This window comes from Streptomyces sp. NPDC030991, from assembly GCF_055571235.1.
In genome coordinates this window covers 36,716-58,055 of record NZ_JBVIFR010000033.1, presented here as the reverse complement: position 1 = coordinate 58,055, position 21,340 = coordinate 36,716, and the positions used below count along the sequence as shown (strand labels likewise).

General features: G+C 71.5%; 17 protein-coding genes and 1 pseudogene. 10 read left to right on the top strand and 8 right to left on the bottom strand.

Translation table 11 applies throughout. From position 1 onward, the window contains the following. Nucleotides 1-40: 40 nt before the first annotated feature. On the bottom strand, nucleotides 41-1,834 hold the full coding sequence (locus ACZ45E_RS37170) for a SpoIIE family protein phosphatase (RefSeq protein WP_468230170.1): 1,794 nt from the start codon (nucleotides 1,832-1,834) through the stop codon (nucleotides 41-43). A gap of 193 nt (nucleotides 1,835-2,027) precedes the next feature. Here ACZ45E_RS37170 and ACZ45E_RS37165 point away from each other — a divergent pair, with 193 nt between their 5' ends. From ACZ45E_RS37165 to ACZ45E_RS37155, 3 genes and pseudogenes are all read left to right on the top strand, one after another. Then, a complete protein-coding gene (locus ACZ45E_RS37165; protein ID WP_468230167.1) occupies nucleotides 2,028-2,195 on the top strand; it encodes a hypothetical protein in 168 nt (55 codons plus the stop codon). Nucleotides 2,196-2,436: 241 nt separating this feature from the next. Next, nucleotides 2,437-4,065, top strand: a pseudogene (gene ctaD / locus ACZ45E_RS37160) (aa3-type cytochrome oxidase subunit I); the annotation flags it as partial. Continuing rightward, complete coding sequence (locus ACZ45E_RS37155; protein WP_468230164.1) at nucleotides 4,062-4,406, top strand: hypothetical protein; 345 nt, start codon at nucleotides 4,062-4,064, stop codon at nucleotides 4,404-4,406. The pseudogene ctaD and the gene ACZ45E_RS37155, both read left to right, overlap by 4 nt. A gap of 85 nt (nucleotides 4,407-4,491) precedes the next feature. Here the strand turns inward: ACZ45E_RS37155 and ACZ45E_RS37150 are convergent, their stop codons facing one another. The 4 genes from ACZ45E_RS37150 to ACZ45E_RS37135 form a co-directional block, all read right to left on the bottom strand. Then, nucleotides 4,492-5,718, bottom strand: coding sequence for an MFS transporter (locus ACZ45E_RS37150; RefSeq protein ID WP_468230161.1), 1,227 nt, complete (start codon nucleotides 5,716-5,718; stop codon nucleotides 4,492-4,494). Nucleotides 5,719-5,898: 180 nt separating this feature from the next. Next, the gene (locus ACZ45E_RS37145) at nucleotides 5,899-6,552 is read right to left on the bottom strand and encodes an endonuclease (protein ID WP_468230159.1); all 654 of its coding nucleotides are present in this window, start codon (nucleotides 6,550-6,552) and stop codon (nucleotides 5,899-5,901) included. Beyond that, nucleotides 6,549-7,559: a non-homologous end-joining DNA ligase gene (ligD, locus tag ACZ45E_RS37140; RefSeq protein ID WP_468230157.1), complete on the bottom strand. Its 1,011-nt coding sequence runs from the start codon at nucleotides 7,557-7,559 to the stop codon at nucleotides 6,549-6,551. Before ligD ends, ACZ45E_RS37145 begins: the two co-directional genes overlap by 4 nt. Continuing rightward, entirely contained in the window at nucleotides 7,556-8,239 is a 684-nt protein-coding gene (locus ACZ45E_RS37135) for a DNA polymerase ligase N-terminal domain-containing protein (protein WP_468230155.1), read from the bottom strand. The genes ligD and ACZ45E_RS37135 overlap by 4 nt, the downstream gene beginning before the upstream one ends. Nucleotides 8,240-8,660: 421 nt before the next feature. Between ACZ45E_RS37135 and ku the strand changes: the two genes are divergently transcribed. The 7 genes from ku to ACZ45E_RS37100 all read left to right on the top strand — a co-directional run bounded on the left by ku (nucleotide 8,661) and on the right by ACZ45E_RS37100 (nucleotide 17,850). After that, nucleotides 8,661-9,638: a non-homologous end joining protein Ku gene (gene ku / locus ACZ45E_RS37130; RefSeq protein WP_468230153.1), complete on the top strand. Its 978-nt coding sequence runs from the start codon at nucleotides 8,661-8,663 to the stop codon at nucleotides 9,636-9,638. A 188-nt stretch (nucleotides 9,639-9,826) separates the two neighbouring features. Then, nucleotides 9,827-10,795 carry an LLM class F420-dependent oxidoreductase gene (locus ACZ45E_RS37125; RefSeq protein ID WP_468230150.1) on the top strand — a complete coding sequence of 323 codons (969 nt, stop codon included), beginning with the start codon at nucleotides 9,827-9,829 and terminating at the stop codon, nucleotides 10,793-10,795. 26 nt (nucleotides 10,796-10,821) lie between these two features. After that, nucleotides 10,822-11,472 (top strand): diguanylate cyclase, encoded by a 651-nt coding sequence (locus tag ACZ45E_RS37120; RefSeq protein ID WP_468230147.1) that lies wholly within the window; start codon nucleotides 10,822-10,824, stop codon nucleotides 11,470-11,472. After that, the gene (locus ACZ45E_RS37115; protein ID WP_468230144.1) at nucleotides 11,459-12,439 is read left to right on the top strand and encodes an SMP-30/gluconolactonase/LRE family protein; all 981 of its coding nucleotides are present in this window, start codon (nucleotides 11,459-11,461) and stop codon (nucleotides 12,437-12,439) included. The genes ACZ45E_RS37120 and ACZ45E_RS37115 overlap by 14 nt, the downstream gene beginning before the upstream one ends. Nucleotides 12,440-12,503: 64 nt before the next feature. Beyond that, nucleotides 12,504-14,300, top strand: coding sequence for a thiamine pyrophosphate-requiring protein (locus ACZ45E_RS37110; RefSeq protein WP_468230141.1), 1,797 nt, complete (start codon nucleotides 12,504-12,506; stop codon nucleotides 14,298-14,300). Between the two features lie 216 nt (nucleotides 14,301-14,516). Beyond that, nucleotides 14,517-15,815: an ATP-grasp domain-containing protein gene (locus tag ACZ45E_RS37105; RefSeq protein ID WP_468230138.1), complete on the top strand. Its 1,299-nt coding sequence runs from the start codon at nucleotides 14,517-14,519 to the stop codon at nucleotides 15,813-15,815. 7 nt (nucleotides 15,816-15,822) lie between these two features. After that, complete coding sequence (locus ACZ45E_RS37100; RefSeq protein ID WP_468230135.1) at nucleotides 15,823-17,850, top strand: CocE/NonD family hydrolase; 2,028 nt, start codon at nucleotides 15,823-15,825, stop codon at nucleotides 17,848-17,850. Nucleotides 17,851-17,907: 57 nt separating this feature from the next. Here ACZ45E_RS37100 and ACZ45E_RS37095 read toward each other — a convergent pair whose 3' ends face one another. The 3 genes from ACZ45E_RS37095 to ACZ45E_RS37085 all read right to left on the bottom strand — a co-directional run bounded on the left by ACZ45E_RS37095 (nucleotide 17,908) and on the right by ACZ45E_RS37085 (nucleotide 21,339). After that, nucleotides 17,908-19,380, bottom strand: coding sequence for an aminotransferase class I/II-fold pyridoxal phosphate-dependent enzyme (locus ACZ45E_RS37095; RefSeq protein ID WP_468230132.1), 1,473 nt, complete (start codon nucleotides 19,378-19,380; stop codon nucleotides 17,908-17,910). Nucleotides 19,381-19,534: 154 nt separating this feature from the next. Continuing rightward, the gene (locus ACZ45E_RS37090; protein WP_468230129.1) at nucleotides 19,535-19,960 is read right to left on the bottom strand and encodes a PRC-barrel domain-containing protein; all 426 of its coding nucleotides are present in this window, start codon (nucleotides 19,958-19,960) and stop codon (nucleotides 19,535-19,537) included. A gap of 143 nt (nucleotides 19,961-20,103) precedes the next feature. Beyond that, nucleotides 20,104-21,339 (bottom strand): Gfo/Idh/MocA family protein, encoded by a 1,236-nt coding sequence (locus tag ACZ45E_RS37085; protein WP_468230126.1) that lies wholly within the window; start codon nucleotides 21,337-21,339, stop codon nucleotides 20,104-20,106. Between the last annotated feature and the right edge of the window lies 1 nt (nucleotide 21,340).

Below are 21,340 nucleotides of genomic sequence, written 5' to 3'. Positions count from 1 at the left end.
CAGCCGGGCCCCCTTTTCGTCTGCTCTGCCACGGAGGCGCTCAGGGCTCTTCCGGGCCGTCCTCGTCGAGTGCGAACCACACCGTCTTGCCCTCCGGCTCAGGGCGTACGTTCCACTGGTGCGCCAGCAGGTCGAGGAGGACGAGGCCGCGTCCTGACGAGGAGAGTTCGCCGGGGGCGCGCCGGTGCGGGACGTCGTCGCTCCGGTCGGTGACCTCCACGCGCAGCCGCCGCCGGCCGGGCTCGCCGCTGACTTCCGCGCGCAGGACGGCGGCGTGTTCGGTGTGGACCAGGACGTTGCCGAGGAGCTCGGAGGCGAGGAGGACCGCGGTGTCGACCTGTTCGGGGCGGGCCCAGTCATGGAGCAGGCCCTGGAACTCGGTCCGCGCGTCGCGCAGGGCCTGCGCCTGATCCTGTTCGAGCGTGAGGTGCAGGCGCCGGCCGGGCAGCCCCGAGTGGTTCGCGGAGGGGTCGCGGCGCAACAGGAGCAGGGCGATGTCGTCCTCCGTGAGGGAGACGGGCTGCTCCTTGGCCTGCCCGGTCCCGGGAGCCACGACCGCGTTCAGCAGCCGGTCCGCCATCCCGTCCAGGTCCTCGGGGGTGCCCGGCGAGAGCGCGTTGCGTACGCGGAGCCAGCCGGAGTACATGTCGTGGCCGCCGGTCTCGATCAGGCCGTCGGTGCACAGCATGAGGACCTCGTTCTCCCGCAGGGTGAGGACGTTGACCGGGTAGTTGTCCTCCGTGAGGTCGAGGCCGAGGGGCAGGCCGCCGCTCAGGTGCTTGAGCAGGCAGGTGCCGTCCGGCAGGCGCAGCACGGGGTGCGGGTGTCCGGCCCGGGCGATGCGCAGGGTGCCGGTGGCGGGGTCGGCCTCGATGTAGATGCAGGTGGCGAAGCGGTCCTCGTCCAGCGCGGCCAGGAAGTGGGAGGCGCGGACCAGGACGGCGTCGGGGCCGTGTCCCTCGGCCGCGTAGGCGTGGATGGCGGTGCGCAACTGGGACATCAGTCCCGCGGCGTGCATGTCGTGGCCCTGGACGTCGCCGATGACCAGGCCGAGGCAGCCGTTGGGCAGGGGGAGGCAGTCGAACCAGTCGCCGCCGACCATGAGCCCTCCCCCGGTGGGCAGGTACCGGGCGGCGGTCGTGAGTCCGTCGACGCCCGGGCCGGTGCCGCCCATGCTGCTGCGCAGGCTCTGGGAGAGGGCCCGGTCCGCCTGGCCGGTGTAGGTGTGCTCGATGCTCTGGCTGAGCAGGCGGGCGATGGTCACCAGCAGGGCGCGCACGCTGTCGGTCATCGCCAACGGCGCGTCGAAGGCGGTCATCCATACGCTGGTGAGCTGCCCGTAGGTGGTCAGCGGCAGGAAGACCCAGGCCTTGTGCCCCTCGCGGTCGGCGAGCTCCCAGGTGGAGGGGTAGCGGGCCCGGTACTCCTGCGGGGAGGCGAGGAAGACGGGGCGTCCTGTCCTGGCCACCTGCGCGCCGGGGTAGTCGGCGTCCAGGGGCATCCGGACGGTTTCCTGCTCGCAGCTCTGGAAGCCGAAGTGGCCGACGCAGTGCAGGAGTTCGCGGTCCGCCCGGAAGACGGCCTGACCGCAGAGCGGCAGGGCGGGGTCGGCGAGCCGGGAGATCAGGGCGAGCGCTTCGCCGAGGGATTCCGTGCGCGCCAGAGCGTGTCCGGTCACCAGCAGATCGGCGCCCCGGTGGCGTACGCGCTCGGGCGCCCCGCCGGAGCCGTCGGCCGTCGGGCCCTCCAGTCGGTTGAGGGCCTCGACCTGGCGCACCTCGGCGGCGTACTCCTCAGAACGGCCGTGCTCGCGCCCCGCACCCACCTGTGGCACTCCCGTCTGCTCGGCCCACTTCTGCTCTCCCCCATGTTCCGCCGATGCGGCGGGAAGCGCCTGCTCGCTCGCGCACATCCGACGCCACGACCTCCAAACGTGATCGCGCCGGATTCGAACCGGATGCATGATTGTGGCGGCCGGGGATTGACGGGGGCGTGGCGCGTTCCGCGTACCCCTCGTTGCGCACGCCATGGAGACCTACGACCTCACCCACCGCGGCCTGTGCGGTTGCTGCCTCGATTGCTGCCTCGATGACGCGGAATCGTTTCCGCGACCTGGCGGATCGTTCCGGTACGCGATGATCGGGGTGGCCTGTGCGCTGATCCTGGCCGGCCTCGCGGTGGTCGTGGCGGGCTGACCGCCGGGCCCGCGTCGGCGGGACGACCGCCGGAGCCCTGCCCGGTGGCGGCCGGTTGCTGCATTCGGGGGAATCGCGCACGCGCGGGCGCGCGTGGTGCCGGGCGCACCGGCGCGGGTGGACTAGTCGTGGTCGCGTCCCTCGACAGCACCGACGAAGAGAGCCCCACCTGATGACGTCCTTGGAGAGCGCTGAGGCCGCGCCCGACACACCCGGTTCGGAGAGCGCCCACGCACGGCGCCCCGGTGCGATCGTGGTGCAGTGGCTGAGCACCACCGACCACAAGACGATCGGGACGATGTATCTGTCGACGTCGTTCGCGTTCTTCCTCATCGGCGGCGTGATGGCGCTCTTCATGCGCGCGGAACTGGCCCGCCCCGGCACGCAGTTGATCTCGAACGAGCAGTTCAACCAGGCGTTCACCATGCACGGCACGGTCATGCTGCTGATGTTCGCCACACCGCTCTTCATCGGTTTCGCGAACTGGATCATGCCGCTGCAGATCGGCGCCCCCGACGTCGCGTTCCCACGGCTGAACATGCTCGCCTACTGGATGTACCTGTTCGGCTCGCTGATCGCCGTCGCCGGCTTCCTCACCCCGCAGGGGGCCGCGGACTTCGGCTGGTTCGCCTACAGCCCGCTGTCCGACGCGGTGCACTCCCCCGGTGTCGGTGGTGACATGTGGGTCATGGGCCTGGCGTTCCAGGGGTTCGGCACGATCCTGGGCTCCGTCAACTTCATCACCACCATCGTCTGCATGCGCGCCCCGGGCATGACCATGTTCCGTATGCCGATCTTCACGTGGAACGTGCTGCTGACGGCCGTCCTCGTCCTGCTCGCCTTCCCGGTCCTCGCCGCCGCACTGCTGGCTCTGGAGGCGGACCGCAAGTTCGGGGCGCACGTCTTCGAGGGCGCGAACGGCGGGGCGCTGCTGTGGCAGCACCTGTTCTGGTTCTTCGGCCATCCGGAGGTGTACATCATCGCGCTGCCGTTCTTCGGCATCGTCTCCGAGGTCATCCCGGTCTTCAGCCGCAAGCCGATCTTCGGCTACTCCGGCCTGGTGGGCGCCACCATCGCCATCGCCGGTCTCTCGGTGACCGTGTGGGCGCACCACATGTATGTCACCGGCGGTGTGCTGCTGCCGTTCTTCTCCTTCATGACGTTCCTGATCGCCGTACCGACAGGGGTGAAGTTCTTCAACTGGATCGGCACGATGTGGAAGGGGTCGCTGTCCTTCGAGACACCGATGCTCTGGGCGGTCGGCTTCCTCGTGACCTTCCTCTTCGGCGGCCTGACCGGCGTGATCCTCGCGGCCCCGCCGCTGGACTTCCACATCTCCGACTCGTACTTCGTGGTGGCTCACTTCCACTACGTCGTCTTCGGGACCGTGGTGTTCGCGATGTTCTCCGGGTTCCACTTCTGGTGGCCCAAGTTCACCGGCAAGATGCTCGACGAGCGCCTCGGCAAGATCACCTTCTGGACGCTGTTCACCGGTTTCCACGGCACGTTCCTCGTCCAGCATTGGCTCGGTGTCGAGGGCATGCCCCGGCGGTACGCGGACTACCTCGGGGCCGACGGCTTCACCGCCCTCAACACCATCTCCTCGATCTCGTCCTTCCTGCTCGGCCTATCCCTCCTGCCGTTCCTCTACAACGTCTGGAAGACCGCCAAGTACGGCCGGCCGATCATGGTTGACGACCCGTGGGGTTACGGCCGTTCGCTGGAGTGGGCGACGTCCTGCCCGCCGCCGCGGCACAACTTCGTCACCCTGCCGCGGATCCGCTCCGAGTCCCCCGCGTTCGATCTGCACCACCCCGGCGTCGCCGCCCTCGACCAGCAGCAGAACACGCACGAGGCCGCTTCTTCATGAGCACGGAGAGCACGGAGCAGGACGTCGAGTCGGGTCTGCGGCAGATGGAGGGCTATCTGCTGTGGACGTCCAAGGTGGCCGAGACGCACGCGCAGGCACAGGACTTCACCCGGCGGCTCCCCTGGCTCACCACGGCGCAGCGGGAGGAGGTCGAGCGGGTCTTCACCGAGGAACGCCTGACGTTCCACACGGCCGCGCTCGCCCAGCTCGCGGACCGGGCACGAGAACTGCGCGGGGAGTACGGAGAGCGCTACGCCCGGCTCAAGGCGCGCTGCCTCGGCGCGTGCGCGGGCGGTGTCGGCGCGGTCATCGGAGTCTTCTCGTACGTCGCCCAGCGGTGACGCGGAAAGCCGTCTGCCCCGCCTCGGACGAGGCGGGGCAGACGGCTTCGGTCTGCGGGCCCCCGGCAGCGGCGGGCCGCCGGGCTCAGGGCGCCGAGTCGATCCGGTCGGCCTGCCCGGCCTGTTCGGCGAGGTCCGGGCGGAAGGAGGTGACCACCTCGGAGCGCCGGGTGCCCCGGTCCATGAGGCCCCCGGTGAAGGCGAGGCCGAGGCCCGCCACGGCGAGTGCCGCGCCGACGAGGTTGGGCGAGGTCCAGCCCCAGCCCGCCGAGATGGCCAGGCCGCCGAGCCAGGCGCCGCCCGCGTTGGCGAGGTTGAAGGCGGAGTGGTTGGAGGCCGCCGCCATGGTCGGAGCCTTCTCCGCCTTGGCCATGAGCAGCATCTGCACGGGCGTGGTGATGAGGGAGCCCATCGCGCCGATGAAGGTGATGGTGATCAGCGCGGGCACGGTGCTGTGAACGGTGAAGTAGAAGGTCAGCAGCGCGACGACGAGCAGGGCGAGGCCCGCGTACAGCGTGGGCCGCAGGGCACGGTCCGTGAGCGGTCCCGCGACCAGCGTGCCGAGGGTCATACCGACGCCGTAGAGCGCGAGGACCAGTGTGGTCGAGGTGTCGGAGATGCCCGTCACGTTCGTCAGCATCGGTACCAGGTAGCTGTAGACGGCGAAGAAACCGCCGAAGCCGACGACGGCGGTGGCGAGGCCGATGACGACCTGCTTGTTGCCCATCGCGCGCAGCTCGTGCCGGATGCCGGACTGGCGGCCGCGCGGCTGGTACGGAACGAGGAGGGCCAGCGCCCCGAGCGCGACGACGCCGATGACGGCGACTCCCCAGTAGGCGGCGCGCCAGCCCAGATGCTGCCCGAGTGCCGTGCCGGCCGGTACGCCGACGATGTTCGCGACGGTGAGCCCGAGGAACATCTTCGACACGGCGCGTGCGGCCCGCTCGGGGGCGACGAGGCGGGAGGCGACGACGGCGCCCACGCCGAACAGCGCTCCGTGCGGCAGGCCCGCCAGGAAGCGGGCGGCGAAGAGCAGGCCGAAGGAGGGGGCGAGCGCGGACGCGACGTTGCCGACCACGAAGAGGCCGGACAGAAGCAGCAGCAGCCGCTTGTGCGGGACGCGCGCGCCGATGCCGGTCAGCACGGGAGCGCCGACGACGACGCCGAGCGCGTAGGCCGAGACGAGGTTGCCGGCGTGCGGCACGGAGACGCCGACCCCGTCGGCGATCTGGGGCAGCAACCCCATCGTGGCGAACTCGGTCGTGCCGATGCCGAACGCGACAACAGCCAGGGCCAGGAGGGCCAGCGGCATGGTGCAGGAGACCTTTCGAAGAACAGCGGTCCATGGACAGGGGTCCCGAGCCCCATTGCCCGGCGCCACCTTGAGAAGGGGCAAGCCCACAAGCATGCAGCAGTGTGGGGGGACACGCACATTCCAAGATCGGCCTGAACACCGCGGTGACCTCGGTCACCCGGCGCGGGACCGCCGTACTCAGGCGGCCCGCGCCCGGGCCAGGCAGTCCTCCACCACGTCCTTGTCGAGCGCGGCGCGCACCAGCGCCGCCGCCACCTGCGCGCGCGGGGTGTCGCCCGCGAGGCGGGTCAGCGCCGCTGGGTCCTTGGGCAGTCCCAGGCGTTCGGCTCCCTGCAGCGTCTTGGCGTCAAGGAACGGCGCGTACTCGGGCCAGACGTCCTGCACCTCGCGCAGGAAGATGTCGACGCCGGTCGGGCCGAGCCCCGGCACCCGGCGCAGCAGGTCACGCAGGGCGCCCTCGTCGCCGTCGGCCCGCTCCCGGACCGTCCGCAGGTCTCCGTGCCACTCGTCGAGCACCAGCCGGGCGCCGTCGCCGAGATGGGTCGCGGTGCGCTCGTCGTAGCGCCGGTAGCCGCCTTCGCCCAGTGCGTCGACGCGCCGCTGCCAGGTGGCGTCGGCCATGTGCCGGGGGTCGCGCAGCCCCGCGTCGTACAGCGCCCGGGCCGACGCCACCGCGACGGAGGCGCGGATCCGCGCGCTGAGCAGGCTCGCGAGGACCAGCGTCCGGTACAGCGGCTGCGGGGTGTCCTTGAGGCCGATGCCCGCCTCCGCGGCGTAGGTCAGGCCGTGTTCGCGGAGCAGTTCCCGCATCACGTTCTTCTGGTCGGTCATGGCGTGGCGCGCTCCCTCACGACGTCGGCCGGTTTCTTGTCGTCCCGCAACCCCTGGTAGCGGGGGTGGCGCAGCATGCCGTCCCGCGTCCACTCCGCGAAGTCGATCTGCACCACGAGCCGGGGCCGTACCCAGTGGGCGGCCCGTTGTGCGATCCGCCCGGCGAACGGCGAATCGGCCGCCTGGAGTTCGTCGAGCCGCTGCCGCAGATCGAGCAGCGTGCGCCGGTCGAACCCGGTGCCGACCTTGCCCGCGTACCGCAGCGCCCCGTCCTCGTGGTAACCGATGAGCAGGGCGCCGAGCCCCTCGCGGCTGCCGGCGGGCTCGGTGAAGCCGCCGACCACGAACTCCTGGCCCCGGCTGCACTTGAGCTTGAGCCAGTCGTCCGAGCGGCGCGCCTGGTACGTACTGTCCGCCCGTTTGGCGATGAGCCCCTCCCATCCGCGCCGGCACGCGTCGGCGAGCAGGTCGGGCCCGCCCTGGTTGCGGTGGGTGCTCAGGCGCAGCGGGGCCTGGAAGGTCAGAGCGCGGCGCAGCAGCGACTTGCGGTTGCGCAGCGGCAGCCGCCGCACGTCGACGCCGTCGAGGCGCAGCAGGTCGAAGACGTAATAGGTGACGGTGACCTTGCTCGCCTCGACGTCGGCGCGGCGGGTGAGCCCCATGCGCTGCTGGAGCAGGGAGAAGTCCGTGCGTCCGTGCTGGTAGGCGACGATCTCGCCGTCGACGGTGAAGTCCGCGCAGTCCTGTGCGGCGAGGGCCTCGACGATCTCCGGGTACGTGGCGTCGAGCCGCCGGCCCGAACGGGAGCGGAGGGTCACCTCGCCGCGCTCCCGCACGGCGAGCACCCGGATGCCGTCCAGTTTCCGCTCGAAGATCCAGCCCGTGGGGAAGTCGCGGCGGGAGCTGAGCGTCGCGAGCATCGGGGAGGCGGCGAGTTCCACGCCCGGTGCCGCCTCCCGGGTGTGGCTGTCGAGGCCGGGCGGCAGCGTGTCGAGCAGGCCGGTCACTTCCGCTCCCCGCCCTTCGGCTCCCAGGTGGGCGCGTCGGGTGACTCGGCGACCTGGCGCAGGGTGCGGCCGGTGCGTGCGGAACGGGCCCGCCGCGGGTCGGGGGTGCCGCCGGAGCCGCTCCGGGCGCCGGGCCCCTCGGTCCTGACCAGCAGCCAAGTCGGCTTCTTCGCCGTGCCGCCGCTCTGCTCCTCGCGGCCGTGAAACCGCGTGAGCGCGTACCGCCCGCGCAGCTTCTCGCCGTGCATCTCGAAGGTGACGTGCCCGTTCTCCAGTGCCTCGGCGAACGGCACCGGCCTGCCCCGTTTGTCGTGGCTGGTCGGCCGGTACGTGCCTTGGTCCCAGACGATGACGGTGCCCCCGCCGTACTCGCCCCGCGGGATCACCCCCTCGAACTCCCGGTACGACATGGGGTGGTCCTCGGTCGGGATGGCGAGCCGTTTGTCGTGCGGGTCGGTGGAGGGGCCTTTCGGGACCGACCAGGACTTGAGCACGCCGTCGACCTCGAGGCGGAAGTCGAAGTGCATGGAGCTGGCGTCGTGGATCTGCACCACGAACACGGGCTCGTCCGACGGGGACGGTGCGTCGCTCCTCGCCGTCTCGTGCTCGCCGCTCGGCTCGGCCGTCCGGTCGAAGTGACGCTTCCCGCGGTAGGTGCGCAGTCCGTCCTTCTCGCTCACGAGTGGCTCCCTTCTGTCGTCGGTCAAGCGGCCTGCTGGTGCCGGGGGGCTGGACGGCGTAGGCGCGGACCGGGGAGACGTTCCTCTGCGAGATGCCGATGCCCTCGGCGACGCGGGCCCGGGTCATGTCCTCGAAGCGGAGGGAGAGGCCCGCACGTCCCAGGTGTGGTCGCGGAGGTGGCGGGGCGGGCCACCGGTGGCCGTGGGGAGCGCGTAGGCCTCGTCGGCGCCGCGTCCGACGTCGTAGCGCTTGTGGTCTCAAGTACGCACATCCGCCTGCCCGCCGTCCTCGGGGACAAACGGTGGGGCACCGATCACGCTACGCGCGGGGTGTGCGCGGCGCATGCGGAGGTCTCCCGACGTGCCGGGCGCCCGCCCGCTGCCTAGGCTGGCGTCCTCGGGCCGACCAGGGAGGTTCGTCATGCCCCGCCCCGTGTGGACCGGCGCCATCTCGTTCGGGCTCGTCACCATCCCGATCCGGGTCATGACAGCCACCGAGGACCACAGCATCCGCTTCCACCAGTACCACCTGGACGACATGGGGCGGGTCCGCAGCCGCAAGGTGTGCGAGCTCGAGGACCGTGAGGTCGGCCAGGACGAGATCGGCAAGGGGTACGAGGTCGCCCCGGGGCAGGTCGTCGCCGTCTCCGACGAAGAGCTGCGCGAGATACCGCTGCCGACCGCGAAGGCGATCGAGATCGTCGCCTTCGTGCCGTACGAGACCATCGATCCGATCCAGATCGGCGAGGGCTACTACCTGGAGGCCGGCGGGCAGGCCGCCACGAAACCGTACGTCCTGCTGCGCAAGGCCCTGGAGCGCAACGCGAAGGCCGCCGTCGCCAAGTTCGCCTGGCACGGCCGGGAGCGCCTCGGGCTGCTCAGGGTGAAGGAGGACGTGATCGCCCTGCACGCCCTGAAGTGGCCCGACGAGATCCGTTCCCCCGGGGAGCTCGCCCCCGCCACGGTCGACATCACCGACGCGGAGGTCGACGAGGCGCTGTCGCTGGTCGATTCGATGACCCGCGAGGAGCCCCTGGAGGACGCCGAGTGGGCCGCCGACCGCTACACCGCGGCTCTGGAAGAGGTCATCCACGCCAAGGTCGACGGCAAGAAGCCCCCCGCGCCCGAGCCCGAGGAGGCGCCGTCCGGGCGGGTCCTGGACCTCATGTCGGCTCTGGAGCAGTCCGTGCAGGAGGCCAAGAAGTCCCGCTCCTCCGGCTCCCGGTCCGCCGCCCGCGAAGAGCACGCGACCGTGCACGAGATGCCGAAGAAGAAGGCCGCCAAGAAGGCCACGAAGAAGCCGGCGGACCAGAAGGCCACGGCGGCACGGTCCACGGCCGGCAAGACGGCGAAGCAGCCCGCGAAGAAGGCGGCCAAGCGGGCTTCGCGCTCCGCCTGACCCGGGGCCTCGGGGGCGGGTCGGCGCAGGACGCTGACCGCGCGGGCGATCACGGACAGTTCCTCGCCTGGCGGCACCGCGGCGTAGCAGGTACCCAGGAGGAAACAGCGGGCGCGTCCGACGGCGTCCGGCGGGTACTCGCCGCCACCGAGACCCATGACCCCGCGATCACTTCCCGGAGGCGACGCATGACCACGTACGGCTACTTCCTCTCCTCGGAGGAATTCACCCCTGCCGAGCTGCTCTCCCAGGCCAGGGCCGCCGAGCAGGCCGGGTTCGAGGCACTGGCGATATCCGACCACTTCCACCCCTGGAACGACGAACAGGGCCAGAGCTCCTTCGTCTGGTCGATGATCGGCGCTCTCTCCCAGGTGACCTCGCTGCCCGTGACGACTCTGGTCACCTGTCCGACCGTGCGGATGCACCCCGCCCTCAACGCACAGGCCGCCGCCACGTCGGCCGTGCTGACCGAGGGCCGCTTCCGGTTCGGCATCGGCACCGGTGAGGCCCTCAACGAGCACATACTCGGCGACGCCTGGCCCGAGGCCCCGCGGCGCATGGAGATGCTGGAGGAGGCCGTGCACGTGATGCGCCGGCTCTTCACCGGCGAGCAGGTCACCCATCGCGGGGTGCACTACACGGTGCAGAACGCGCGGCTGTACACCCGGCCCGACAACCCGCCCCCGCTCTACGTGTCCGGGTTCGGCCCGCAGGCCGCCGCGCTCGCCGGCCGGATCGGCGACGGCTTCGTGACGATGACCCCCGACGCGGACCTCGTGGGCCAGTTCCGGCGGGCGGGCGGCGGCCAGAACCCGGTGATCGGCGGGCTCAAGGTGTGCTGGGGCACGGACCGGGCACAGGCCGTGAAAACCGTGCACCGGCTGTGGCCCAACGAGCAGCTCCCCGGCGAGCTCCCCCAGGTCCTGCCGACGCCCGCCCACTTCGAGCAGGCGTCCGGCCTGGTCACCGAGGAGATGGTGGCCGACGCCGTCGTCTGCGGCGACGACAGGGACGCGCACCTCAGCGCGGTGAAGGAGTACGCCGACGCCGGCTTCGACGAGGTCTACGTCAATCAGATAGGCCCCGACCAGCAGGGCTTCTTCGACTTCTACCGCGCCGAGATCCTGCCGCGCCTGCGGGACGCCACGCGCCGGTGACGCGGTCCGACCGAGGAGAGGACGTCATGCGTATCCGCCGTTCGACGCTCACCCGCTGGCAGCGGTGGCGCTCCGGTCCCGCCCTGCGCGTACCGCGCGGGGCGGACGACGTGGAGAACGCCAGCCGCAGGTTCCTGATGTACGGCGTCCTGCCGCTGTGGTTCGTCCCGGCCGTCGCCGACTGGGTGATGCACCGCCGCACGGACATCGAGCACACCAGCGGCCTGCGGGAGTCGGCGGTGCACGCCCTGATGATGACCGAGGCGGGCGTGCCCGTCGTCGCGGGGCTCACCGCCAAGATCAACCCGCTGGTGCTCTCCCTCATGGGCGGCGCGGCGCTCGCCCACGGCGCGACGGCCCTGTGGGACGTGTCGCTGGCCACCGACAAGCGCGAGGTGCGCCCCGTCGAGCAGCACATCCACAGCTTCCTCGAGGTGCTGCCGCTGACGGCCGCCGCCTTCACCACGTGTCTGCACTGGGACCAGCTCCGGGAGACCGTGCGGGGCGGCGGCCGCCCCGACGACTGGAAGCTCGTGCCCAAGGAGCGCCCGCTGTCGGCCGGCTACCTCGCCGCGATCGCCGCCGGAGTGGGCGTGTGCGTCGCCCTCCCCTACGCGGAGGAGATGATCCGCTGCGTGCGGGCCCGGCGGGACAGGGACGCCGATGACGCGCGGTAGCGGCGCCACCGTCCCGCCGCGGCTGCTGCCGCTCGGCGGGGAGGGGCCCGAGCACGTCACGGGCGACGGCCGGGGCGGCCTTCTGACCGGGGTGGCCGACGGGCGTGTCCTGCACGTCGATCCCGCCACCGGCCGGGTGCGGGAGGTGGCGCGTACCGGTGGCCGTCCGATGGGCATGACCGTGCGCTCCGACGGCACGCTGCTCGTCTGCGACGCCGAGCGCGGGCTGCTCTCCGTCGACCTCTCCACGCGCGCGGTGCGCGTCCTGCTCACCGCGGCCGGCGGCGTCCCGTTCGGCCTGTGCAGCAATGTGGCCGAGGCCCGGGACGGGACGGTGTACGTGACCGACTCCAGTGCCCGGTACGGCCTGCGGGACTGGAAGCGCGACCTGCTGGAGCACGTCGGTACGGGCCGGCTGATCCGCCTCGCGCCCGACGGTTCGGTGGACGTCCTGCTCGACGGGCTCCAGTTCGCCAACGGCGTGGTCCTCACCGCCGACGAGTCGTGCGCGGTGGTCGCCGAGTCGGGCGCGTACCGCCTGGTGCGGGTCCGGCTCGGCGGCGAGCGGGCCGGGCGGCGCGACGTCCTGGCCGACGCGCTGCCCGGCTTCCCCGACAACCTCACCGTCGCGGACGACGGCCTGATCTGGGCCGCGATCGCCGGGCCCCGCGATCCGCTGGTCGATCTGCTGCACCGCGGCCCGGCGGCCGTGCGCCGGAGGCTGGCGGCCCTGCCCGCCGGGCTGCTGCCGGGCCCGCGCCCCTCGGTGCGGGCGCTCGGCCTCGACCCGGACGGGCGCGTCGTCCACGACGTGCGACGGCGCCCCCGGGGCTTCTCCATGGCGACCAGCGCGCACTGCGACGCAGGACGGCTGTGGTTCGGCAGTCTGCGCGGCACGGCGCTGGCGGTGACGGATCTCCCGCCGCCCCGCACGGCCTCGCCGGCCGGCGCATGCGCGCACGAATGACGGTAACCCGGGGCACATCAGACCGGCGCGACAAAGGCAACACAGCACGAAAGGACTCTCTCCTGTGACGCAGAAGGTCTCCGACCACATCCTCGAGCGCCTGCGCGAATGGGAGGTCGAGCATGTCTTCGCCTACGCGGGCGACGGCATCAACGGCCTCCTCGCCGCCTGGGGACGCGCCGACAACAAGCCCGAGTTCATCCAGGCCCGCCACGAGGAGATGGCCGCCTTCGAAGCGGTCGGCTACGCCAAGTTCTCCGGCCGGGCGGGCGTCTGCGCGGCCACCTCGGGGCCCGGCGCCATCCACCTCCTCAACGGTCTCTACGACGCCAAGCTCGACCACGTCCCGGTCGTCGCCATCGTCGGGCAGACCAACCGCAGCGCCATGGGCGGCTCGTACCAGCAGGAGGTCGACCTGCTGAGCCTCTACAAGGACGTGGCCTCCGACTTCTGCGAGATGGTCACCGTCCCCGAGCAGCTTCCCGGCGTCATCGACCGCGCCTTCCGCACCGCCTACGCGCGCCGCACCGTCACCGCGATCATCGTCCCCGCCGACGTGCAGGAGCTCGACTACTCGCCGCCCACGCACGCCTTCAAGATGGTCCCCTCCAGCCTCGGCATGGCCTCCTACGCGCCGGTCCCCGCCGAGGAGGACCTGCTCAAGGCCGCGGAGATCCTGAACGCGGGCGAGAAGGTCGCCGTGCTCATCGGCCAGGGGGCGCGCGGCGCCCGCGCCGAGGTGGAACAGCTCGCCGAGCTGCTTGGCGCGGGCGTCGCCAAGGCGCTGCTGGGCAAGGACGCCCTGCCCGACGACCTCCCCTACGTCACCGGGTCCATCGGCCTGCTCGGCACCCGGCCCTCGTACGAGCTGATGCAGGGATGCGACACGCTCCTGGTCATCGGCTCCAGCTTCCCCTACAGCCAGTTCCTGCCCGAGTTCGGGCAGGCGCGGGCGGTGCAGATCGACATCGACCCGCACATGATCGGGCTGCGCTACCCCTTCGAGCTCAACCTCGTCGGCGATGCCCACGCCACGCTGACCCGGCTGCTGCCGCACCTGCGCAAGAAGCCCCACGGCAAGTGGCGCAAGAAGATCGAGAAGGACACCGCCCGCTGGTGGGAGGTGATGGAGCGGCGCGCCGCGGTCGAGGCCGACCCGATCAACCCGGAGTACGTCGTCCACACCCTCGACGCCCTCCTGCCCGACGACGTCATCCTCGCCGCGGACTCCGGCTCCGCCGCGAACTGGTACGCGCGCCACCTGCGGCTGCGCGGCGGGATGCGCGGCTCGCTGTCGGGGACGCTCGCCACGATGGGCCCGGGCGTCCCGTACGTCATCGGGGCGAAGTTCGCGCACCCCGGGCGCCCCGCGATCGCGCTCGTCGGGGACGGGGCGATGCAGATGAACGGCATGGCCGAGCTGATCACCGCCGCCAAGTACTGGAAGGAGTGGGAGAACCCGCAGCTCATCGTGGCCGTCCTGAACAACCAGGACCTCAACCAGGTCACCTGGGAGATGCGCGCGATGTCCGGAGCCCCGCAGTTCCTGCCCTCGCAGGCGCTGCCCGACGTGGCGTACGCGGACTTCGCGCGCTCGATCGGCCTGGGCGGCGCACGGGTGGAGAAGCCGGGCGACGTGGAGGGCGCGTGGCGGCAGGCGCTGGCCAGCGACCGCCCGTTCGTGCTCGACTTCCGTACGGACCCGGCGGTGCCGCCGATCCCGCCGCACGCCACCCTTGACCAGATAGAGGCGGCGGCCACCTCGATCCTCAAGGGCGACAGCGACTCGGCGGGCGTGCTGAAGCAGGGGTTCAAGGCGAAGGTGCAGGAGATGCTGCCCGGCGGGCACCGGGACGCGTGACGGCCGGGGCCCGGGCCGCGGCTCCGGCCGCCCCGGGCCCCGCGCGTGCGCGGGTCCGTCCACCAGTAGCTCGGCGACGCGGTGCCGGGTGCGGCCCCCGGAAGACCCGAACGTGCGATTCCTCACCCCTTTGTCGCAGGTGGCGGATGGGGCGCGACGTGTGCGTGGGCCGACGGCGGGTACCCAGGCCCGCATCGTCAACCTTAGGAGCCGCTCGTGACTCAGCGCCGCAAGAACGTATTCGTCCTCGGCCTCGACGACGCCAACCTGCCCGCTCTGCAGGCCGTCCCGCACGCCGCCGACCTGGAGTTCCATCGCCTCCTGACCATCGAGGAGCTACAGGAGGGCGAGGTCAGCGTCCCTGACCTGATCGACCGTGCCTGCAAGGTGCTCGACTCCTTCGACGGCCCCATCGACGCGATCGTCGGCTACTGGGACTTCCCGGTCAGCACGCTGGTGGCCGTGCTCGGCGAGCGGTACGGCACCCGTGCCACGAGCCTGGAGTCGGTCGTCAAGTGCGAGCACAAGTACTGGAGCCGGCTGGTCCAGGCGGAGGTGGTCTCGGAGCATCCCAACTTCGGGCGCGTCGACCTGACCGCGGACGATCCCCGGCCGCCGGAGGGTGTCTCCTTCCCGATGTGGCTCAAGCCCGCGCTGTCGTACTCCTCCGAACTGGCCTACGGCGTCAAGGACATGGACGAGTTCCGGGAGGCCGTCGAGCACATCCGCAACGGCATCCAGCGCGTCGGCCGCCCCTTCGAGTACATCCTGGAGCAGCTCGAACTCCCGCCGGAGATGGACGGTGTGGGCGCCCAGGTCTGTCTGGCGGAGGAGACCCTCGAAGGGCTCCAGGTCGCGGTCGAGGGGTACGTCCACGAGGGTGAGGTCACCGTCTACGGCGTGCTCGACTCGATCAACTACCCGGAGTCCACGAGCTTCCTGCGCCACCAGTACCCCTCGACGCTGCCGACGCCGGTGCAGCAGCGCCTGCGGGACGTCTCCGAGCGGGTGATGCGCCGCATCGGCATGAACGAGGCGACCTTCAGCATCGAGTTCTTCTACGACCCGCACACCGACTCGGTCGCGATCCTGGAGATCAACCCGCGGCACTCCCAGTCGCACGCCGAGCTGTTCGACTACGTCGACGGGGCGCCCAACCACCACTGCATGCTGGCGCTCGCCCTGGGCGAGGACCCCGCCCTCCCCAGCCGTCAGGGCCCCTACGCGCTGGCGGCGAAGTGGTACTACCGCTGGTTCACCGACGGCGTGGTCCGCCGCATCCCGTCGGCCGACGAGATCGAACGGATCGCCGAGTCGATACCCGGCGTCCGCATCGACATCGTGCCCGACGAGGAGCAGCGCCTCTCCGACGTCGGCCAACAGGACAGCTACAGCTATGAAGTGGCACACATCTTCACCGGAGGTGACAGTGAGGAGGAGCTGCGTGAGAAGTACGACCGCTGCGTGGCGGCCCTCCGCCTGACCTTCGACAGCCCGACCGCCCCCTCCTCCTGAGAGAGCCATGCGATACGTCGACAACCTCCCGCACGCCACGAAGGAAGAGGAGAACGTCAGGATCCCGATGTCGGACGGCATCCACCTGTCGGCCCGCGTCTGGCGTCCTCTCTCCTCCGACAGCACCCCGGTCCCCGCCGTCCTGGAGTACATCCCCTACCGCAAGCGGGACCTCAGTTCGGTCCGCGACTCGATCCACCACCCGTACATCGCCGGGCACGGGTACGCCTGCGTCCGCGTCGACCTGCGGGGCACCGGTGACTCCGAGGGGGTCCTCACCGACGAGTACCTGGAGCGCGAGCAGGCCGACGCCGAGGAAGTCCTCGAATGGCTGGCGGCGCAGCCCTGGTGCGACGGCAGCACCGGGATGATGGGCATCTCCTGGGGCGCGTTCGCCGCACTCCAGGTGGCCGCCCGCCGGCCGCCGAGCCTGCGGGCCGTCGTCCTCTCCTCGTTCACGGACGACCGCTACGCCGACGACATGCACTACATGGGCGGGGCACTGCTCTCCGACAACCTCGGCGAGGCGGGCACCATGTTCGCCTACTCCACCTGCCCGCCCGACCCCGCGACGGTCGGCGACGAGTGGCGCACGATGTGGCACGAACGCCTGGAGTCCGTCGAGCCGTGGGTGCTCAACTGGCTGCGCCACCAGCGCCGCGACGACTACTGGCGGCACGCCTCCGTCTGCGAGGACTACGCGGCGGTCCGCTGCCCCGTGCTGGCCTCCAGCGGCTGGGCGGACGGGTACTCGAACGCGGTGACGCGGCTCCTCGCCCACCTCGATGTCCCCCGCAAGGGCCTGATCGGCCCGTGGTCGCACAAGTACCCGCACCTGGGCGAGCCGGGGCCCGCGATCGGCTACCTCCAGGAGGTCGTGCGCTGGTGGGACCACTGGCTCAAGGGCGAGGAGAACGGGGTGATGGACGGCCCGATGCTGCGGGCCTGGATGCAGGAGAGCGTGCCGCCGTCCACGTCCTACGAGGAGCGCCCCGGACGCTGGGTGGGTGAGTCCTGGCCGTTCGACCGCCTTGAGGAGACCGCCTACCAGCTGGGCTCGGGCCGGCTGTCGTCGCCTGCGGAGAAGGCCGGGGAGCCGGCCCGGACCAGTATCCAGTCGCCGCTGTCCGTGGGCCAGTTCGCCGGCAAGTGGGCGTCGTACAACGCGCCGCCGGACCTCCCCTACGACCAGCGCGAGGAAGACGGCGGCTCCCTGGTCTACGAGACGGAACCGCTCGCCGAGCGCCTCGAGATCCTCGGGGTGCCGCGCGTCGAGGTGGAGGTGAGCGCGGACCAGCCCGTCGCGATGGTCGCGGCCCGGCTGTCCGACGTGGCGCCCGACGGCCGGGCCACCCGCGTCACGTACGGCATCCTCAACCTGACGCGCCGGGACGGCGCGGACGAGCCCGCCCCGCTGGAGCCGGGAGAGCGGTACCGGGCCGTCATCAGCCTCAACGGCGTGGCCCAGGCGTTCCCGCCGGGCCACCGTGTGCGGCTCTCCCTGTCGACGTCGTACTGGCCGCTGGCCTGGCCGCCGCCGTGCCCCACGTCGCTGACGGTCCACGAGGAGTCCTGCCGCGTCGTGCTGCCGGTCCGTCCCGCCTCGAACGAGGACGACACGGCGATGTCGTCCCCCTTCGAGACCCCGGAGGGCACGCGCCCCCTCACCACCCGCTCCGTGACGCCGCCGGAGGAGCGCTGGGAGGTCACCCGCGATCTGGTGGACTACGGCTCGACGCTGGAGATCGTGAAGGACCGCGGCACCATCCACTTCGACGCGATCGATCTGGATGTGGGGTGCCGTGCGGTGGAGCGGTACACGTCCACGGCCGACGACTTCACCTCGCCCGAGGGCGAGTCGACCTGGACCATGAGCTTCCGCCGCGACGACTGGGACGTGCGGGTCCGCACCAGCACGACGCTGCGCTGCGACGCCACCTCCTTCCAGGTGAACGCGACCCTGGACGCGTACGAGTCCGACCGCCGCGTCTTCTCGCGCACCTGGAACGAGACGCTCCCCCGGGACGCGCTGTAACCACTCGGCCTCGGCCGCCCCGGGGCGGCCGAGGCCGTTCGCGCCAGCGGTCAGCGGTCAGCGGTCAGCGGTGACGCGGACCGTACGGAAGGCGGGGTCCGCGGCGTCGGGGAGGTTCATTCCGGCCTCGACGCCCGAGGACAGGTAGGCGAGGACGGGCTCGGTGAGGCGCTCGCCCGGCAGGACCGCGGGGATGCCGGGCGGGTAGGGCGTCACCATCTCGGCGGCGACCCGGCCCGCGGCCTTGTCGACGGGCACGTCCTCGGTCCGGGCGAAGAAGGCGTCCCGCGGCAGGCACGCCTGCTCCATCCGCAGCTCGGTGGGGTCCGGGACCTCGACCGGCGGCGCCGCGTCCCAGCCGCGCGACACGTCGGCGAGGTCCCGCAGGGCCTGGAGCAGCGGCCGGGTGGTCTCGTGGCTGTCCGCGTACGTGATCTGGACGTTGATGCGGCGGTGGTCGGCCAGGTGGACGTTGATGCCCCGGTGTTCGCGCAGCCAGTCCGCGGCGCGGTAACCGGAGAGCGCGGGGCCTGCGAGGTCGACGACGACGGGGAGCGGATCGAGGTCGTCGGCGAGGTCCGGCCCGCAGAAGTCGCTCCGGTCGTTCACGTGCATGCCGTCGATGGCCTCGATGCCGGCGCGTACCTCGCCCGCGAGGTCCAGGGCATGGGTGAGCAACTCCTGCCCGTGCAGGGCCATTTGACGGCGCCATCCGTCCAGTCCCGCGTAGATGAGGACCGACGGGCTCGTCGTGCCCCACAGGTCCGCGCGGTTCTTCAGGACGTCCGGCGCGACGAGGTCGCCTTGCAGATGGAAGACCGAGCCCTGTTCGAGGCCGCTGCCCATCTTGTGGATGCTGGTCACGCAGACGTCCGCGCCCGCGTCCATCGCCCACGTCGGGAGGTCGGGGTGGAACGGCAGGTGCGCGCCCCAGGCCTCGTCCACGATGAGCGGGCGGCCCCGCCGGTGGCAGACCTCGGCGATGGCCTGGAGATCCGCGCAGGCGCCGTACGGCGTGGGGCTGGTGACCAGGGCTCCCTTGGCCCGGGGGTGGGCCTCCAGGGCGGCTTCGAAGTCCGCCGCGGACGGGGCGTGGGCCAGATGCCGCTCGGCGTCCCAGCGCGGCTCGACCCACACCGGCACGATGCCGGAGAGGATCAGGGCGGACACCACGGACTTGTGCGCGTCCCGGCCGATCAGCAGCTCCTCGTGGGGCCCGGCGACCGACAGCATCGCCGCCTTGACCGAGAGCGAGCTGCCGCAGGTGGTGAAGAACGTGTGGTCGGCGTGGACGGCGTCCGCCATGAGTTCCTCGGCGTGGCGCAGGTACTGGCCGCGCTGGCGCCGGTCGTCCAGGCCGCCGGAGGCCAGCAGGTCACCGAAGAAGACGGCGTCCCCCAGGATCCTGCGGGTCTCGGGGTCGGCGCCGCGTGCCTGCTTGTGGCCGGGCGGGGTGAACGCCAGCAGGCCGTCCCTGCGGTAGGCGTCGAGAGCTTCCAGGACGGGGGCCTGTGTGTGATCCATGGACATGTTCGACGCGTTCCCCGTTGTGCCGCTCTTTCCACCTCGCGGCGTGCGGACCGAGCAAGGTGGGCGTACGGGAGGGGCCTGGGCGGGCGTACACGTGCGAGGGCCGGGCCGCACATGGCGGCCCGGCCCTCTGTCCTGCCTTTACGACCTGAGGTCAGATCGTGGGGCGGCCCGGGCCCGCGCCCGGAGCGCCGGGCGTACCCGGGGTGCCAGGCGTGCCCGGGGTACCGGGTGTGCCGGACGGGCCGTAGTACGTGCCGAGCTGCTCGTGGTAGCCGGCGTCGCCCAGGTGCTTCTCCTTGTTGAACTCGGGCGCACTCTTGATCTCGTCCTTGGTGCGCGCCACCTGGATCGTCTTCGCCTCGGCGTCGATGCCCGTGATGGTGCCGGCGGGCAGCAGGACCTCCTTGCCGAAGATCCACACACCGGTGTCCACCACGATGTACTGCGATCCGACATCGTTGGAGTGCTTGTCCACCTTGCCGATGTGCCCGTCGGTCGCCTCGACCTTGTACCCCGTCAGGTCGGCATTCGGAGTGTGACCAGCACTGGCCGGGTAGTTCCAGATGTTCTCGGTCATAGTGCTACCTCCGTACGTCAGTCGCTTGTAGTCAGGCGATGCAGGGCTGCACCGTGCGTCCTTTCCGGCGACTCCACCCGACTATCCGAGCCACTCACCTCTAAACGGACCGGACCGAACATGGCGCGATGCGGCCGGTGGCCTCAGCGCTGGCCGGCCGCGAACCACCGCGCCAGTTCGGGGTCGACGCGCCCGACCGTGACGGGACGGCCGTCGGCGCGCAGCGACTCCGTCGCCGCGACGCCCGCCGCGACGGCTTCGCGGGCCGCGACCGGGCTGGTGTCCGTCGCCCCGCCGGCGCGGACGAAGCGCAGGAACTCGGCCACCAGCAGCGGGTCGGAGCCGCCGTGCCCGCCGTCACCAGGGGCCGGCATGGGGACGACGAGGTCGGCGTCGGCGCGGTAGCCGCTGCGTCGCTTCCAGACCCGGACCTCCGCCGTCTCGCCGTGGTCGCCGAAGTTCTCCAGGCGGCCCTCGGTGCCGATGACCGTGTAGTTGCGCCAGTAGTCGGGCGTGTAGTGGCACTGCTGGTAACTGGCGTGCACGCCGCCTTCGAGCCGCATGACCATCATCGACAGGTCCTCGACGTCGACGACGGGGTTGAGTCCGGTCAGGGAGAGGGGTGGCCAGTTGTTCTCGGGGTCGTACCAGTCCGGCATGACCGCTCCTGGCGCCTGTCCCGAGCGGTCGGTGATCTCCCCGTAGACGGTGAGTCCGCCGAGGGCGCTGACCCGCTCGGTGTAGGCGCCGGCCAGCCAGTGGATGACGTCCAGGTCGTGGGCGCCCTTCTGCAGGAGGAGGCCGGTGGTGTTGCGGCGGTCGGCGTGCCAGTCCTTGAAGTAGAAGTCGCCGCCGTGGCCGACGAAGTGGCGGCACCACACGGCCTTGACCTCGCCGATCTCGCCACGCTCGATGAGGTCGCGCATGACCCGGACCACCGGCATGTGCCGCATGTTGTGGCCCACGTAGAGGCGGGCGCCGCCGGTGCGCGCGGCCTCCAGGACGCGGTCGCAGCCCTCGGTGGTGATGGCGAGCGGCTTCTCCACGAAGACGGCGACCCCGGCCGTCAGCAGATCGATCGCGAGGGCCTCGTGGGTGTGGTCGGGGGTGATGACGAAGACCGCGTCGAGTTCCTCGGCGGCGATCATCTCGCGGTGGCCGGGATAGACGTGGACATCGTCGCCGAACCAGGAGCGGGCCCGGTCGAACATGGCGGGCGAGGTGTCGGCGACGGCGACCACCGCGGATCCCTCGCCGGGGTGATGGGCCTCCTGGGCGAGGGTGGCGCGCAGGCCGAGCCCGATGACGCCGAGGCGCAGGTCCCTGGTGTGCGTGTCACTGCCGGCCGGTGCGGTGGAGACGGAGGAGGTGTCGGTCACG

Coding starts and splice junctions, on each gene's coding strand:
- ACZ45E_RS37125 (WP_468230150.1), top strand. CDS start 9,827: ATGACCACGTACGGCTACTTCCTCTCCTCGGAGGAATTCACCCCTGCC.
- ACZ45E_RS37115 (WP_468230144.1), top strand. CDS start 11,459: ATGACGCGCGGTAGCGGCGCCACCGTCCCGCCGCGGCTGCTGCCGCTC.
- ACZ45E_RS37095 (WP_468230132.1), bottom strand. CDS start 19,380: ATGTCCATGGATCACACACAGGCCCCCGTCCTGGAAGCTCTCGACGCC.
- ACZ45E_RS37120 (WP_468230147.1), top strand. CDS start 10,822: ATGCGTATCCGCCGTTCGACGCTCACCCGCTGGCAGCGGTGGCGCTCC.
- ACZ45E_RS37165 (WP_468230167.1), top strand. CDS start 2,028: ATGGAGACCTACGACCTCACCCACCGCGGCCTGTGCGGTTGCTGCCTC.
- ACZ45E_RS37145 (WP_468230159.1), bottom strand. CDS start 6,552: ATGACCGACCAGAAGAACGTGATGCGGGAACTGCTCCGCGAACACGGC.
- ACZ45E_RS37150 (WP_468230161.1), bottom strand. CDS start 5,718: ATGCCGCTGGCCCTCCTGGCCCTGGCTGTTGTCGCGTTCGGCATCGGC.
- ACZ45E_RS37155 (WP_468230164.1), top strand. CDS start 4,062: ATGAGCACGGAGAGCACGGAGCAGGACGTCGAGTCGGGTCTGCGGCAG.
- ku (WP_468230153.1), top strand. CDS start 8,661: ATGCCCCGCCCCGTGTGGACCGGCGCCATCTCGTTCGGGCTCGTCACC.
- ACZ45E_RS37100 (WP_468230135.1), top strand. CDS start 15,823: ATGCGATACGTCGACAACCTCCCGCACGCCACGAAGGAAGAGGAGAAC.
- ACZ45E_RS37090 (WP_468230129.1), bottom strand. CDS start 19,960: ATGACCGAGAACATCTGGAACTACCCGGCCAGTGCTGGTCACACTCCG.